General features: G+C 65.8%; 12 protein-coding genes. 1 reads left to right on the forward strand and 11 read right to left on the reverse strand.

Annotation, left to right across the window (positions count from 1 at the left end; genetic code table 11):
- Positions 1 to 43 precede the first annotated feature (43 nt).
- The 5 genes from J1M81_RS08485 to ftsY form a co-directional block, all read right to left on the reverse strand.
- Positions 44 to 1,003: a M23 family metallopeptidase gene (locus J1M81_RS08485; protein ID WP_032387222.1), complete on the reverse strand. Its 960-nt coding sequence runs from the start codon at positions 1,001 to 1,003 to the stop codon at positions 44 to 46.
- A gap of 202 nt (positions 1,004 to 1,205) precedes the next feature.
- Positions 1,206 to 3,737, reverse strand: coding sequence for a [protein-PII] uridylyltransferase (locus J1M81_RS08490; RefSeq protein ID WP_206497926.1), 2,532 nt, complete (start codon positions 3,735 to 3,737; stop codon positions 1,206 to 1,208).
- Entirely contained in the window at positions 3,727 to 4,065 is a 339-nt protein-coding gene (locus J1M81_RS08495) for a P-II family nitrogen regulator (RefSeq protein WP_019664269.1), read from the reverse strand. Before J1M81_RS08495 ends, J1M81_RS08490 begins: the two co-directional genes overlap by 11 nt.
- Positions 4,066 to 4,137: 72 nt before the next feature.
- Entirely contained in the window at positions 4,138 to 5,442 is a 1,305-nt protein-coding gene (locus J1M81_RS08500) for an ammonium transporter (protein ID WP_370878683.1), read from the reverse strand.
- 186 nt (positions 5,443 to 5,628) lie between these two features.
- Entirely contained in the window at positions 5,629 to 7,005 is a 1,377-nt protein-coding gene (ftsY, locus tag J1M81_RS08505) for a signal recognition particle-docking protein FtsY (RefSeq protein WP_027496679.1), read from the reverse strand.
- 97 nt (positions 7,006 to 7,102) lie between these two features.
- Here ftsY and J1M81_RS08510 point away from each other — a divergent pair, with 97 nt between their 5' ends.
- Positions 7,103 to 7,735: an MSMEG_1061 family FMN-dependent PPOX-type flavoprotein gene (locus J1M81_RS08510; protein ID WP_032366587.1), complete on the forward strand. Its 633-nt coding sequence runs from the start codon at positions 7,103 to 7,105 to the stop codon at positions 7,733 to 7,735.
- Between the two features lie 7 nt (positions 7,736 to 7,742).
- Here J1M81_RS08510 and smc read toward each other — a convergent pair whose 3' ends face one another.
- The 6 genes from smc to rnc are packed head-to-tail and all read right to left on the reverse strand — an operon-like array spanning position 7,743 to position 14,771.
- Positions 7,743 to 11,417 carry a chromosome segregation protein SMC gene (smc, locus tag J1M81_RS08515; RefSeq protein ID WP_206497927.1) on the reverse strand — a complete coding sequence of 1,225 codons (3,675 nt, stop codon included), beginning with the start codon at positions 11,415 to 11,417 and terminating at the stop codon, positions 7,743 to 7,745.
- A 59-nt stretch (positions 11,418 to 11,476) separates the two neighbouring features.
- Positions 11,477 to 11,752, reverse strand: a complete 276-nt coding sequence (locus J1M81_RS08520; protein WP_027496676.1) for an acylphosphatase — start codon at positions 11,750 to 11,752, stop codon at positions 11,477 to 11,479.
- Positions 11,749 to 12,645 (reverse strand): SMP-30/gluconolactonase/LRE family protein, encoded by an 897-nt coding sequence (locus J1M81_RS08525; protein ID WP_057474107.1) that lies wholly within the window; start codon positions 12,643 to 12,645, stop codon positions 11,749 to 11,751. Before J1M81_RS08525 ends, J1M81_RS08520 begins: the two co-directional genes overlap by 4 nt.
- On the reverse strand, positions 12,645 to 13,073 hold the full coding sequence (locus tag J1M81_RS08530; protein ID WP_027496674.1) for an OsmC family protein: 429 nt from the start codon (positions 13,071 to 13,073) through the stop codon (positions 12,645 to 12,647). Before J1M81_RS08530 ends, J1M81_RS08525 begins: the two co-directional genes overlap by 1 nt.
- 49 nt (positions 13,074 to 13,122) lie before the next feature.
- Positions 13,123 to 13,989: a bifunctional DNA-formamidopyrimidine glycosylase/DNA-(apurinic or apyrimidinic site) lyase gene (gene mutM / locus J1M81_RS08535; RefSeq protein WP_206497928.1), complete on the reverse strand. Its 867-nt coding sequence runs from the start codon at positions 13,987 to 13,989 to the stop codon at positions 13,123 to 13,125.
- Complete coding sequence (rnc, locus tag J1M81_RS08540; RefSeq protein ID WP_027496672.1) at positions 13,989 to 14,771, reverse strand: ribonuclease III; 783 nt, start codon at positions 14,769 to 14,771, stop codon at positions 13,989 to 13,991. The genes mutM and rnc overlap by 1 nt, the downstream gene beginning before the upstream one ends.
- Positions 14,772 to 14,774: the final 3 nt, after the last annotated feature.

Raw genomic sequence — 14,774 nt, forward strand, 5'->3', positions numbered from 1 at the left:
TCAGGGCGTCGGGCAGTGAGTCCGTTCGGTGCGGTGCGACCGGTCAGGCCTTGCTTGCCGAATCGCTCCACGTCACAGCGACGCCGCGGGTGGAGAGCCACTGTGCGGGATCGACTTTGACGCCGGCGGGATCGTGCACCTCGAAATGCAGGTGCGGGCCGGTCGACTGACCGCGATTGCCCACAGTTGCGATCTGTTCTCCGGCTGTGACCCGCTGACCGGGCTGCACCGAGAAGTCGTTGACGTGTCCGTAGATGGTCTCGGTGCCGTCGTCGTGCAGAACCTTGACCCAGAGCCCGAAACCGGACGCCGGTCCCGCATCGGACACCGTGCCGTCGGCTGCAGCGTAGATGGGCGTGCCGATCGGGGCGGCGATGTCCAGCCCGCTGTGCTGAGTGCCCCACCGCGAACCGAAGTTCGACGTCAACACTCCGGCGACGGGCTGGACCGTCGCCTTCTTCAACGAACGCAAACTCTCGAGCGGCGACGCCGGCCCGGCACCCGTTCCACCGAGTCCGACGTCGTCGAGCCACTGCTGGGCCGCGGCGTCCACCTCGGGGCCGAGAGCGGCGAGCGGTCCCGGAGTCGGTGCCTGTGTCGAGGCGTCCGACGGGACTGCCGAAGGATCGGTCTGTGGGGCCGGAGCCAAGTCCGGTGCGGCCTGCGGCGGCGCACCGAAAGGCGGCGCGAATTGCGGCAACTCGAACTGTGGTGGCACGAACTGCGGTGGCACGAACTGGGGCAGCTCGAATCCGGCAGGCAGCAAACCCTCCGGGACGGCGAAGGGGAATCCGGCCGCGGGCGGTTCCGGGACGGGTGCCGCGCCTGCGGTGCCCGCGCCCATGGTGGTCGCGCCGACGACGATGGCGCCGGTTGCGGCGACGATGGTGGCCGCACGCCTGCCGGTGTCCTGAACTTCCTCCGCGGCGCGATGCTTGCCACCGGGCGTACCCGATGCCGTCTCGGCCGGTACGTAGATGTTCGACCGTCGGTGTGATCCCACAGTGCGCGCCTCTCGAAATGTCAGAATTGGAGCCTGCAGGAACGACGAGACGTTCGAGCAGCGGAGCCGGCAGTTCGGCCCGAAGGGCCTGCTGCGTCAGGTGACGAACATAACAAATCGGTCTCGGGGGTAAACCCATCGGCCGGAAGTTCGTGAAATGTCACCACGGCATGTCGGTTTCCGACGAACTTCCGACCAACGGTCAAGTGCCCTCGGGCTTTTCCGGGGGTTTGGGCGGTTCCGGCGATGGCACGACGGCGAGGAGCGCGCCTTCGAGATCCTCGCGCACAGCCCGACTGTCCGCGCCGGCCAAGTCGATGCAGAAGGAATCGACCACAGAACTACCCAGCGTCGATACCCGCGCCCAGCGAATATCGAATCCCTGCTGCTCGATTGCGCTCGCCAATCGACACAGCAGGCCGAGGCGGTCCTCGGCTCGCAGTTCGAGCACGACCTGACCCGGTTCGTTGTCGTCGAACCACAGCACCCGAGGCGGAGCCTGGGCGTACAGGACCGGCACAGCCGAATCCTCGCCGTCCTCGTCCGAGGTCTCGACGCGGGCGTCTCGTTCCTTCGCGTCGAGTACGGCGACCAGGTCGAGCTCGCCCGCCTGCGCACGGATGATCTCCTGCCGGATCAACCCCGCCTGCGGCGGGGCACCGAACAACGGTGCGACATCGAACGAGTTGATCGCCGAACCGTCGTGACTGCCGAGCGAGGCCGACAGCACCCGCAAGGAATGCAGTGCCAGCACTCCGGCCGCGTCGGACAGCAGTCCTGGAGTGTCGGGTGCAACCACGGTCACGACGAAGGTGTGCAGACCGTCGGTGGGCGTGATGTCGACGTGCACTCCCCCGCGCGAGGCCAACTCGATGTGCGCCGGGTCGAGCGGATCCGGCGACGGCAGAGTCTCTCCCGCCATCACCAGCCGACAACGACGAACGAGTTCACGGATCAGCGACGCCTTCCAGTCCCCCCACACGCCGGGTCCGGTCGCGAGAGAGTCCGCCTCGGCGAGCGCATGCAGAAGCTCCAGCAGAACGGTGTCCGCACCGAGCGCATCCACGACGGTCTGCACGGTTGCCGGGTCGTCCAGATCGCGCCGGGTGGCAGTCTCCGGCAGCAGGAGGTGATAGCGGACCATTGCCGTCAGCAGGGCCACGTCGGAGGGCCACAAGCCGAGCCGGTTACCGATCTGAACGGCGAGATCGGCACCGACGACGCTGTGGTCGCCGCCGCGTCCCTTTCCGATGTCGTGGACGAGCGCGCCGAGCACCAGCAGATCGGGACGAGCGACACGTGTGGTCAATGCACTTGCGTACGCGGCAGTTTCGACCAGGTGTCGATCCACCGTCCAGGTGTGCACCGCATCTCGAGGCGGCAGATCTCGAACCGCACCCCATTCCGGAATCAGCCTGCCCCACAATCCGGTTCGATCGAGCGCCTCGATGGCCGCGATGGCCTTGCGGCCGGATCCCAGCAGCACCAACAGATCGTTGAGTGCTTCCTTGGGCCACGGCTCACGGAGTTCGGGGGCGCTGTCGGACAGGCGGTTGAGCGTGGAGGCAGACATCGGCATGCCGGTCTGAGCCGACGCTGCCGCAACCCGCATGATCAGACCCGGATCCTTGTTCGGTCGTGCGTCGCGTGCCAGCACCACCTCACCCGCGTGCTCGACGACTCCCTCGTCCAGCGGACGGCGAACGGGTACGCGACGTAGACGCGAAAGACCGCGTCGTGGAAGCGAATTGCCGGCGGTACGCAAACCCACATCGACGGAGTAGCTGATGGTGCGTGCCGAATCGCTGAGCACACGAGCGAGATCGAACCGATCGCCGATGCGAAGCGCAGCACCGATCTCGTCGGCGTCCTGCGCACGCAGCTGATCTCGGGCACGACCGGCCACCCGGTGCAGTTCGGTACGCACGTCGAGAAGTCGCCCGTGCGCGAATGCCAAACCGCCGCCGGGTGATTCGGGTCCCAACCCGGGCATGCCATCGGTCAATTGAGCAATCGACAGGGCGTCGAGCAGTTGCACGTCGCGCAGACCGCCACGGCCGCTCTTGAGGTCGGGTTCGGCACGGTGTGCGATCTCGCCGCTTCGTGCCCAGCGCCCCTGAGTCTGGCCGATCAGCTCGTCGAAGCGACCGCGAATTCCGGTGCGCCACTGCCGACGTATGCCACCGATCAACAGGTTGCTCAGTTCCACGTCACCGGCGATGTGGCGTGCTTCGAGCATGCCGAGTGCTGCGGTCATGTCCGCCGCGGCAACCTGCAGGGCCTGCGGCACGGTACGCACACTGTGATCGAGCTTGATGTGGGCGTCCCACAACGGATACCAGAGCTTGTCGGCGACGTCGGCCACGATGCGGGGGTCGAGATCGTCGTGCAACAGAATCAAGTCCAGGTCGGAGTACGGCAGCAGTTCGCGACGCGCCAGACCTCCTACTGCGACTATCGCGAAACCGGAATCCGGCTTCACGCCCAGTTCTGCGCCCTTGGTGGTCAGCCAGAACTCGTGAAGATCGACGAGCGCCTGCCTGAGCGAGGGCGCATCGAGGCGGCGGTTGCGGGTGCCGCCGTCGAGCAGTTGCTTTCTGGCCCGAGCGAGATCCGCAGCTGCATCGCTCGTGCCCTTCGATGCGGAGCCCGTAGAGACCGAAGGCCCCGGTTCTGGCGCGCGTGCGCCAGAACCGGGGCCCCCGGACCGAGACCCTGTGGGGTCAGAGCGCATCGGCGCCACGTTCTCCGGTACGGACTCGGATGACCGAATCCACCGGGGAAACCCACACTTTGCCGTCACCGATCTTGCCGGTGCGGGCTGCTTCGACGATGACCTCGACGACCTTCTCCACTGCGGCGTCGTCGACGACTACCTCGACACGCACCTTAGGAACGAAATCGACCGAGTACTCCGCACCTCGGTAGACCTCGGTGTGGCCCTTCTGGCGGCCGTAGCCCTGAACCTCACTGACGGTCATTCCGAGCACGCCGGCCTGTTCCAGCCCCGTCTTGACGTCCTCCAGGGTGAACGGTTTGACGATTGCCGTGATCAGCTTCATTTTTGCTTCCCTTCACAAGACCTCGAGTGCCCGTTGTCGTACGGTGCAGCGTTCATCTCTATCTCTACCTTGTCAGGCGAAATCATATGCAGTCTCGGCGTGCTCGGCCTCGTCGATGCCGTTCGCCTCTTCCTCGTCCGTCACGCGCCAGCCCAGCGGCTTCAGAGCGAAGGCGATGACCGCGGTCACGATTGCGGTGAAGACCAATGCGAACAACGCGATGACGATCTGCACGACGAGCTGCTTGTAGTCACCACCGTAGAACAGGCCGGTCTCGGATCCGAGGAAGCCGATTCCGATGGTGCCCCACAGGCCTGCGACCAGGTGGACGCCGACGACGTCGAGCGAGTCGTCGTAGCCGAACTTGAACTTCAGTCCGACGGCGAGAGCCGACAGCACGCCGGCGATGACGCCGAGGATCATGGCTCCGACCGGGGTGAGCGCACCGGCGGCCGGGGTGATGGCGACCAGACCTGCGACAATGCCCGATGCGGCACCGAGGCTGGTTGCGTGTCCGTCGCGGATGCGCTCGGTGATGAGCCAGCCTGCGATGGCCGCTGCGGTGGCCGCGGTGGTGTTGACCCAGGCCACGCCTGCGATGCCGTCGGCGGCGAATGCCGAACCGGCGTTGAATCCGAACCAGCCGAACCACAGCAGCGCTGCGCCGAGCATGACGAACGGGAGGTTGTGCGGACGGTAGGCGACCTTGCCGAATCCGGCTCGCTTGCCGATGATGATCGCCAGGATCAGGCCTGCGATACCGGCGTTGATGTGCACGACGGTTCCACCGGCGAAGTCGATCGGTGCGACGTTGGCGACGGTGTCACCATCGTCGTTGACCATCGTTCCGAAAATCTTTGCGGCCAAGCCCTTCTCGGAGCCCGACAGCAGTCCGCCGCCCCAGACCATGTGTGCCAGCGGGAAGTACGCGAGGGTGACCCAGATTCCTGCGAAGGCGAGCCAGGTGCCGTACTTGACTCGACCGGCGATCGAGCCGCTGATCAGGGCGACCGTGATGATGGCGAACGTGACCTGGAACGCTACGTCGATGACGTTGGCGTAACCCCATGCGCCGGCGATGTAGTTGCCGTCCGCGTCGGTGATCGAATCCTTGAGTCCGAAGAACTCGAACGGGTTGGCGAAGACACCGCCGATGTCCTGGGTGCCGTAGGACATCGACCATCCCCACAGGAAGTAGATGATCGAGACGACGGCCATAGCTCCGAACGACATCATCATCATGTTCAACACGGACTTCGACTGCGACATACCGCCGTAGAAGAACGCCAAGCCCGGCGTCATCAGCAGTACCAGCGATGCTGCCATCAGCATCCACGCGGCGTTGCCGGAGTTGGCCAACATATCCTCGGGACTCACGTACACCCTCCATTCTCCTGCACACCGGTTGGCGCGCCGTTACGCAAGAAGAGTGGTTTCACGAAGTTTCATCCGTGACACTCGGGTGTTTCGGGCATGTGAACGCATGACCGAATTCTGTTGCTAAAAGGTTTCGTGCTGGCGTTTGTGCTTTTCACCCGGTTCGCGAGAGCCCGGCGAGGTCGATCAACCGAGCAGTGCGTCGACGAACGCCCCCGGCTCGAACGGAGCCAGATCGTCGGCACCTTCGCCGAGACCGACGAGCTTGACGGGTACCCCGAGTTCCCGCTGTACCTGAAAAACGATGCCGCCCTTCGCGGTTCCGTCGAGCTTGGTCAGCACGACACCGGTGATGTCCACGATCTCGGCGAAGACGCGCGCCTGAGTCAGTCCGTTCTGGCCGACCGTCGCGTCCAGAACGAGCAGCACGTCGTCGACGTGGGCGCGCTTCTCGATCACACGCTTGACCTTGCTCAGCTCGTCCATCAGACCGGACTTCGTGTGCAGGCGACCTGCGGTGTCGACCAGGACCACATCGACTCCGTTCTCGATCCCCTTGCTCACCGCGTCGAAGGCAACGGCGGCCGGATCAGCGGCCTCCTTGCCGCGCACTACCTCGGCACCGACTCGCTCCGCCCAGGTCTGCAGCTGATCTGCGGCAGCGGCACGGAACGTGTCGGCCGCACCGAGGAGTACCCGCCGGCCGTCCGCGACCAGGACACGGGCAAGCTTTCCGGTAGTGGTGGTCTTGCCGGTGCCGTTGACTCCGACGACCAACAACACCGCAGGCGCGCCGTCGTGCGGAAGCGCGCGAATCGAACGATCGAACTCCGGATGCAGTTGCGCCACCAGAATTTCCCGCAGCAGCGCTCGCGCATCGGCTTCGGTACGAATACTGCGAGCTGCCATCTGCTCGCGCAGCGTACGCATGATCTCCGTCGTCGTGGCCGAGCCGATGTCGGCGATCAGCAGCGTGTCCTCGACCTCTTCCCACGAGTCCTCGTCCAGGTCTCCGCCGCCGAGCAATCCGAGCAGGGACTTGCCCACCGCGGACTGGGAACGAGCCAGACGTCCACGAAGACGGTCCAACCGACCTTCGGTCGGATCGATGGTGTCCAGTCGAGGAGCAGGTGCCTCGGCGTCCGGGGCGGGTTCCGGCACCGCAGGCGCGGTGGGCTCGGCCGGCTCGGCGGGCTCGACAACCGGCACCTGAGGCTCGACGACCGGAACCTCGGGGTCGAGGACCTCCGGCTCGTCCCGAGTGTGGGTGGGTGGCACCGGCGTCGGCTCGACCGGGAAGGTCTCGACAGGCTTCGGGGCAGGCGGGACGGGCTTCGGGGCAGGCGGGACGGGCTCGGCGGTCGCAGTGCCCTGACTGAACGAGAAACCGCTGCCCGCGGTGTAGCCACCGGATCTGTCCTTGGTGGCCGCGTCCTCGATTCGGGCGGCCTCGTCCGACTTGAGGGACACTCTCCGGCGACGGGACAGAACGAACCCGACGACGAGGACGACGAGCAGGACGGCAGCGATCGCCGCGACGATGATCCACGCTTGATTACTCACGTGACCATCCTCTCAGGTGGTCACGTCCGAACGCATCGGTGGTGCATCGCCGAAATGGACTGTCCGCCGTCCGGGTCGTGTCGATAGCATCGTCGCCATGACGTGGACCGCGGTGCGCGACGCCGACCAACTGACCGCCATGTTCGGCGAACCCAGCTTCCGGGCGGCCAACAAGGATCGCCGGACCCTGCATCCACTCGACGTGCACTGGCTCGCGGCCTCGCCTTTCTGCCTGATGGGAACCTCGGACGCGAGCGGGCGGTGCGACGTCTCCCCCAAGGGTGATCCGCCCGGCAGCCTGGTCCACGTCATCGACGAGGCCACGATCGCACTGGCCGAACGGCCCGGTAATCGTCGAATGGACGGCTACCGCAACATTCTCGAGAATCCGTTCGTCGGCCTGAACTTCTTCGTGCCGGGGCGCGGCGACACCCTGCGCATCAACGGTCGCGCGTCGCTGGTGACCGACGCACCGTTCTTCGACGAACTGCAGGTCAAGGGCCACCGACCCATCATGTGCCTCGTCGTCGACATCGAGCAGGTGTTCCACCACTGCGCCAAGGCATTCATGCGGTCCAAGTTGTGGCAGCCGGACACGTGGGATGCGGACTCCATTCCCGATGTCGCGTCCTTGACGAAAGCGTTGATTCCGCAGGCACCCGAAACGGTGGAAGAACTCCGCGAGTACTACGGGCCCTCCTACGCCGAGCAGCTCTACCCCGAGAAGTAGCGCAGCCTCACGTCGCGGAATCGGTGTCGCTGGGCACCGACACGTCCGGTTCGGCGGCCTCGACGGCAGGTTCGACTGCATCGACGGCGACGCGCTCGCGATTGAGCCGCTGCGAGATGACGGTGGTGATGCCGTCACCGCGCATACTGACGCCGTAGAGGGCGTCGGCCACTTCCATCGTCGGCTTCTGGTGCGTGATGACGATCAGTTGCGACTTCTCGCGGAGTTGCTCGAACAAACCGATGAGTCGCCGCAGGTTGGTGTCGTCCAGCGCTGCTTCGACCTCGTCCATCACGTAGAACGGCGACGGTCGAGCACGGAAGATCGCCACGAGCATCGCAACGGCCGTCAGCGACTTCTCGCCGCCGGACAGCAGCGACAGCCGCTTGACCTTCTTGCCGGGCGGCCGTGCTTCCACTTCGATTCCGGTGGTGAGCATGTCCGACGGGTCGGTCAGAATCAGCCGTCCCTCGCCCCCGGGGAACAGTTTGGCGAAGACACCGGTGAATTCACGCTCGACGTCCAGCCAGGCCTCGGTGAACACCTGCAGGATGCGGTCGTCCACGTCGGCGACGACCCCGAGCAGGTCCTTGCGCGCGGACTTGACGTCCTCGAGCTGGGTGGACAGAAAGTTGTATCGCTCTTCCAGTGCCGCGAACTCTTCCAGAGCCAGCGGGTTCACCTTGCCGAGCGTGGCCAGATCCCGTTCGGCGCGTTTGACACGCGCCTGCTGAGTGGCGCGGTCGAACGGCATCGGGGCGGGTGCCACCACCTGCTCACCGCGTTCCTTGGCCGCCTCGTACTCGGCCATTTCGAGTTCGGTCGGAGGCAGCGGGACGTCGGGGCCGTATTCCGCTACCAAGTCGTCGAGACCGATACCGTGCTGTTCGAGAATGGTCGTCTCGAGTTGCTCGATGCGCAGGGCGGCCTGCGCGCGCGCCACCTCGTCGCGGTGCACCGCGTCGGTGATCGAGGCCAGCTGTCCCTGCAGTGCCCGTACCTGCTCCTTCACCGTGTCGAGTTCGGCTGTGCGCGATGTCCGTTCGGCCGAGAGCTCGTCGCGCCGTCGCGCGGCGGCAGAGACGACCGCCCCGAGACGAGACGCGAGCTCTTCACCCGACTCCGCCACCGCGGCAGCGACTGCGGCCGCATGACGCCGAGCCGCGCTCTCCCTCTCGGCCCTGGCTCTGGCCTCCCGCTCGGCTCGCGCCGCCCGGCGCAGCGAATCTGCCCGTCCCCGGACCGACTGCGCACGCTCCTCCGCGGTGCGCACGTTCAGCCGAGCTTCGACTTCCACGGCGCGAACCTCGGTGAGTGCGGCCGCCGCCATTTCACGCTCCATCGTGGTGGCCGCGTCGCCGCTCTCACCGTCTCCCACGAACCCGGATTGTTCGTCCTCGGCAGATCGCAGGCTGTCTTCGAGCTCGGCCAGCCGAGCGACCGCTTCCTCGCGACTCGTCTCGGCCGAATCACGCTGCGTCGTCAACCGTGCCGATTCGGCATGAGCCGATCGGGCCAATTGACCGAGCCTGCCCAGCTGCTCGTACACAGCTGCCATTGCGGCATCGGATTCGTTGAGGGCAGCCAGGGCCTGCTCCGCCGATTCACGTCGGTCGCGCTGTTCCGCGAGTGCACCGGAGAGCGCTGCATCGAGTTCCTCGGCCCGGCGCACGGCCGCAGCCAGCTCGACGGTCGAGGTGTCGATGGCGGATTGCACTTCGAGCGTGCTGGGCCGTCTATCCGATCCTCCGGTCACCCACCCGGGTTCTACGACGTCGCCGTCCTTGGTCACCGCGCGCAGTCGGCCGTTGTCGGAGACGAGTCGGTGCGCGGTGTCGAGCGAGTCGACGGCGACCACGCCGTCGAGCAATGCCGTCATGGCACCGGCCAGGCGGTCCGGATAGTCGATGAGATCGAGCACCCACCGCGCGCCATCAGGAAGTTCCGGTCGCGAGAGTGGTTGCACTGCAACGGAACTGCTGTGCACTATGGCTGCGCGACCACCGTCCGCGGCGCGGAGCGCCAGGACTGCATCGCGGGCAGCGGCGAAGGACTCTGCATGGGCAGCGTCGGCCGCCGGTCCCATCGCGACTGCGACCGCGATCTCGTATCCCGGCTCGACCGTCAGGTGCCCGGCCAGCAGTCCCGACAGTCCGTCCTGTTCGTTCTCCACCAACCAGCCGGCACCGTCTTTTCGTTCGAGGCCCATCGTCAGCGCCTCGATCCTCGCTTCGAAGGACGCCACCCGCTTACCCGCGGTGCGTTCCTCTGCCTGCAATTCCGAGACACGCGCATCGGCATGACGTAGCGCAGCCACTGCGCGCTCGTAGTGGGTGTCCAAGCTCAGTTCGCTGGCGTCGAGGGTACCGACCTGGTCCTGCACGCTCTCGAACTCGCGCTGGGCCGCCTCGCCCCGTTCACGGGCCTCGTCGATGGCCACCGACAGGCGTGCCACCTCGGCGTCGATCGATTCGACCTTGGTACGGAAAGTATCGACCCGCCCGGACAAGCGTGCAAAGCCCTCCCTGCGATCGGCCACCGCACGCACGGCCGCCAGGTGCGCCCGTTCCGCAGCCGCAGCCGCCGACTCTCGTTCGGCCAACTGTTCGCGGGCCGCTTCGAGGGTTTCCCGCGCCATCTCCACGGCTTCGACGAGTTCCATCTCTTCTTCGGCAACCCGCTCGGCTTGTGCCTCCAGCTCGTCTGGGTCCTGCCCTCGACCGGCGCTCTGCACGGAGTCGAGGTGCCGGGCCCGCTCGTGCGCGATGCGAACAGTCGCGTTGACTCGTTCGGCCAGCGCGGAAAGTCGAAACCACGTCTGCCCGGCGGCTTCGGCGCTGGGCGTCAGGCGAGCCACGGCTTGCTCGTGTTCGGCGAGGGCTACGGTCCCCGCCTCGAGGGCGTCCTGCACCATCGCATACTGCTCGCGAGCCGCTTCCTCGTCCTGCGTCTGGTTGGCGAATTCTTCTCGCCTGGCCACCAAATCGTCTGCCGCCAGCCGGAGGCGGGCGTCGCGCAGGTCTGCCTGCACCGTCTGCGCTCGACGTGCGACCTCGGCCTGCCGACCCAACGGCTTGAGTTGCCGACGCAGTTCGGTCGTCAGATCGGTCAGTCGCGCGAGATTGGCCTGCATCGCGTCGAGTTTGCGGACCGCCTTTTCCTTGCGTTTGCGGTGCTTGAGAACGCCGGCAGCTTCCTCGATGAATGCTCGCCGGTCCTCTGGGCGGGATTCGAGAATCGCCGCCAGCCGGCCCTGCCCGACGATCACGTGCATCTCGCGCCCGATACCGGAGTCGCTCAGCAGCTCCTGGACGTCCATCAAACGGCAGGAGCTTCCGTTGATTTCGTACTCGCCCGCACCATCGCGAAACATGCGGCGGGTGATCGATACCTCGGAGTAGTCGATCGGCAGCGCTCCGTCGGAGTTGTCGATCGTCAGCGTCACCTCGGCCCGACCCAGCGGCGCTCGACCCGAGGTTCCCGCGAAGATGACGTCTTCCATCTTGCCGCCGCGCAGGGCTTTGGCACCCTGCTCGCCCATCACCCAGGTCAGAGCGTCCACGACATTCGATTTACCGGAGCCGTTCGGTCCGACCACGCAGGTGATACCGGGCTCGAATCGAAGAGTCGTCGCCGAAGCGAAGGACTTGAAGCCCTTGAGCGTCAGACTCTTCAGATACATAGCGTCCGTACTTTACCGGCCAGGTGCCCACCCGCGCGCCCAGCCTCCGGTAGTGCAGGTCAGCGCTCGACGAAACCGCTCAGATCACCGCGGGCCGACCCCCAACTCTCGACGACGAGCGTCACCGTGCCGGGGGTTCCACCGCCGCGTAGCAGTTCGAGAAGCGCGTCGAGACGATCGCGCGGTCCCTCGGCGATCACCAGCACCCGTCCGTCGGCGTGGTTGGTCGCATGACCGACGAGACCGAGTTCGAGAGCACGCGATCGAGTCCACCACCGAAACCCGACGCCCTGCACCAGGCCGTGCACCCACGCCGTCAGACGCTCGTCGTTCATGCCGGGCTCAACTCTCGGACGGATCCGTCGAAACTCGTTGCGTACAACGACGTCGGGTCGAATCCCACCCCGCCGAACGCGACCGCGGATGTCAGCGGCACACCTGTCGCCACGGCACACGACGACCCCGACGTCGGGTCGATGCGAATAACTCGTCCCGCGAGATTCTGTGCGAGATAGATCATTCCGTCGACACCCACGGTCAGGTCGTCCGACATGGTGAGTGGTCCGAATCCGTCGACGCGAACACGCGAGACCGAACCGGACGGATCCTGCTCGTCGAGGACGTACACGACGGGCTCGACATCGAACGTGTTGCCCACGTAGATCTTTCCGCGCGCAATCGCAATCCCGTTGGCAGACCCCAGATCCGTACGTACCGTCGACACGGTGCGATCGGTCGCGATCCGGCTCAGGCCTGCAGCGACACCCAGATTACGGGTGGTGAAGAGATCACCCGTCTCCGATCTCGCCAGTCCGTTGGGCATCGCCAGGCCCGACGCGTACGTCGAGCGACCACCGGTATCGAGATCGAGCGCGTCGATCGTTCCGGTCGAGGAATCGAAAAGTCCTGCGGCCGCACTGTTTCCGGTGGTGAAGTACAGGGTGTCTCCGTCCCGCACCAAGCCGCCGGGTGACTCGACGCCCGACACCAGAGTGCCCCGGTCTCCGTTCGGCGCGACGCTACGTAGAGCACCCGGTCCGATCGGCGACGTCTCGGAAACGATCATCGAGCCGCGGCCGTCGAACTCCAGATTCTCGAGCATCCCGAATCCCGACGCCACTGTGCTCACCGACCACGGAGTACACGCACTCGACGCCTGTGCGGCCGGGGCCGCGGCGATCGACGCGCCGCAGAGCAACGCCGCGGTGAGGATCGCCCGAGACTTCATCAGGCGTCCACGTCGATGTCCAGGTTGATCGTCGTTCCGGCCTTCAAGGTCCGCCCGACCGTGCACACCTTGTCGATGGCACGCTCGACGACGGTCAGCAGGCGTTGCTGCGCCTCGGGGTCCATCGCGCTGAGGTCGACTCGAAGGATCTCGTTCAACTCGGGATAGAGCTCGTTCTCGCGGTCGGCGGCCCCGGACACCTCGACGGTGGCGGAGTAGTCGTCACCGAGTCGACGAGAGAGCGGTACGTCGGAGCTCATGCCCGTGCACGCCGCGAGGGCGATCTTGAGCAGCTCCCCCGGAGTGAAAACACCCTCGACCGATTCGGACCCGATGAGCACCTCGGCTCCCCGCGAACTGCGACCGGTGTATCGACGTGTGCCTGTGCGCTCGACCCAGAGGTTGGTCGGCGTGCTCTGTTCTGCCATGACCGAAATACTAGGCGGGCGGTTCAGGAGTGGAGCCTGCGGAATGAGGTCAGGTCCGGAGGTGTCGCGGCCGCGGCTGGCAGGTGGGGCAGCTGAACGAGGAGCGGTTCATGAATTTTTCGCGCCGGATCGGTGCGCCGCACCTCGAACAGGGCAGTCCTTCCTGCCCGTAGGCATCGAGCGACCTGTCGAAGTAGCCGGACTGCCCGTTGACGTTGACGTACAGCGCATCGAAGGAGGTTCCGCCTTGAGCGAGGGCCTCCCCCATCACCGCGTGGACCCCGGTCAGCAGACGCCGCAGCGCGGGACGCGTCAGTGTTTCTGCGATTCGATTGCCGTGAATCTTCGCGCGCCACAACGCTTCGTCTGCGTATATGTTGCCGACACCGGACAGCACGGTCTGGTCGAGCAGTGCCCGCTTGATCTCGGTGTGCTTGCCGCGCAACACGTTCACCACCGATTCGGTATCGAACAGTGGGTCGATAGGATCGCGGGCGATGTGCGCGACCGGTTCGGGTACCTGGGTTCCGTTCACCGTCACGATCGGAGCGAGTGCCCAACCGCCGAAGGTCCGTTGGTCGACGAAGCGGAGGTCGCTGCCGTCGTCCAGGCGAGCTCGAATTCTCAGGTGCTTCTCGTCCGGGACAGTGGGAGGCTGCACGAGCATTTGCCCGCTCATACCCAGGTGGACGACGGTCGCGAAATCTCCGGGTTCCATCACCAGCCACAGATACTTGCCACGCCGCTGGGCCGAGGCGATGCGCTGACCCTGCAATTGGCCGATCAGATCGAGGCCGCCGAGGTCGTGTCGCCGTACGGCGCGAGGGTGCAGTACCTCCACCGAGCGCACCGTCTTGCCGACCACGTGAGATTCCAGGCCGAGCCGGACCACCTCGACCTCAGGCAGTTCGGGCATCAGGAAGAGTCGGATGCGGAGTCGGCAACGACAGGAGTCTCGTTGTCCGACAACGAGTTCCACGCCGTGCTGGCAGCCTTCTGCTCGGCTTCCTTCTTCGACCGGCCCACCCCGACGCCGCGCGGGAATCCGCCGACGAGCACAGTGGCCGTGAATTCCTTGTCGTGGTCGGGTCCGGTGGACGAGATCTCGTACGCGGGGACACCCAGTGCACGTTCCGCAGTCAACTCCTGCAGGCTGGTCTTCCAATCCAGACCCGCACCGAGCTTGGGAGCCCGATCGAGCAAGCCGGCGAACAGTGTCAGAACCACGGTGCGGGCAACATCGATTCCGTGTTGCAGGTGGATGGCACCGAGCAAGGACTCCATACCGTCGGCCAAGATGCTGGGCTTGTCGCGCCCGCCGGTCTGCTCTTCGCCCTTCCCCAACAACAGATGACGACCGAGGCCGCCGTCACCGAGATCACGAGCCACCTCGGCGAGCGCATGCATGTTGACCACACTGGCTCTGATCTTGGCCAGCTGACCTTCGGACTTGGTGGGGTGCACCGCGTACAGGTGCTCGGTGACCGCCAAGCCGAGCACGGAATCGCCCAAGAACTCGAGCCGTTCGTTGGTCGGCAGACCACCGTGCTCATAGGCGAACGACCGGTGCGTCAGAGCAAGCGTCAACAAGGGTTCGGACAGAGAAACACCGATAGCGGCGAGGAGCGACTCTCGGTCGTCCCCGCCGCTGACGGCAGTGGAGCTATTGTTCTGTGGCCCGCCGTTGTGTCGGTCCACTAC

This window comes from Rhodococcus sp. KRD175 (assembly GCF_017168275.1).
GTDB lineage: Bacteria > Actinomycetota > Actinomycetes > Mycobacteriales > Mycobacteriaceae > Rhodococcoides > Rhodococcoides fascians.

What these genes read in the sequence shown, in the direction of transcription:
- J1M81_RS08490 (WP_206497926.1), bottom strand. Translation starts at nt 3,737, where the DNA reads ATGCGCTCTGACCCCACAGGGTCTCGGTCCGGGGGCCCCGGTTCTGGC.
- J1M81_RS08495 (WP_019664269.1), bottom strand. Translation starts at nt 4,065, where the DNA reads ATGAAGCTGATCACGGCAATCGTCAAACCGTTCACCCTGGAGGACGTC.
- J1M81_RS08510 (WP_032366587.1), top strand. Translation starts at nt 7,103, where the DNA reads ATGACGTGGACCGCGGTGCGCGACGCCGACCAACTGACCGCCATGTTC.
- smc (WP_206497927.1), bottom strand. Translation starts at nt 11,417, where the DNA reads ATGTATCTGAAGAGTCTGACGCTCAAGGGCTTCAAGTCCTTCGCTTCG.
- J1M81_RS08520 (WP_027496676.1), bottom strand. Translation starts at nt 11,752, where the DNA reads ATGAACGACGAGCGTCTGACGGCGTGGGTGCACGGCCTGGTGCAGGGC.
- J1M81_RS08525 (WP_057474107.1), bottom strand. Translation starts at nt 12,645, where the DNA reads ATGAAGTCTCGGGCGATCCTCACCGCGGCGTTGCTCTGCGGCGCGTCG.
- J1M81_RS08530 (WP_027496674.1), bottom strand. Translation starts at nt 13,073, where the DNA reads ATGGCAGAACAGAGCACGCCGACCAACCTCTGGGTCGAGCGCACAGGC.
- mutM (WP_206497928.1), bottom strand. Translation starts at nt 13,989, where the DNA reads ATGCCCGAACTGCCTGAGGTCGAGGTGGTCCGGCTCGGCCTGGAATCT.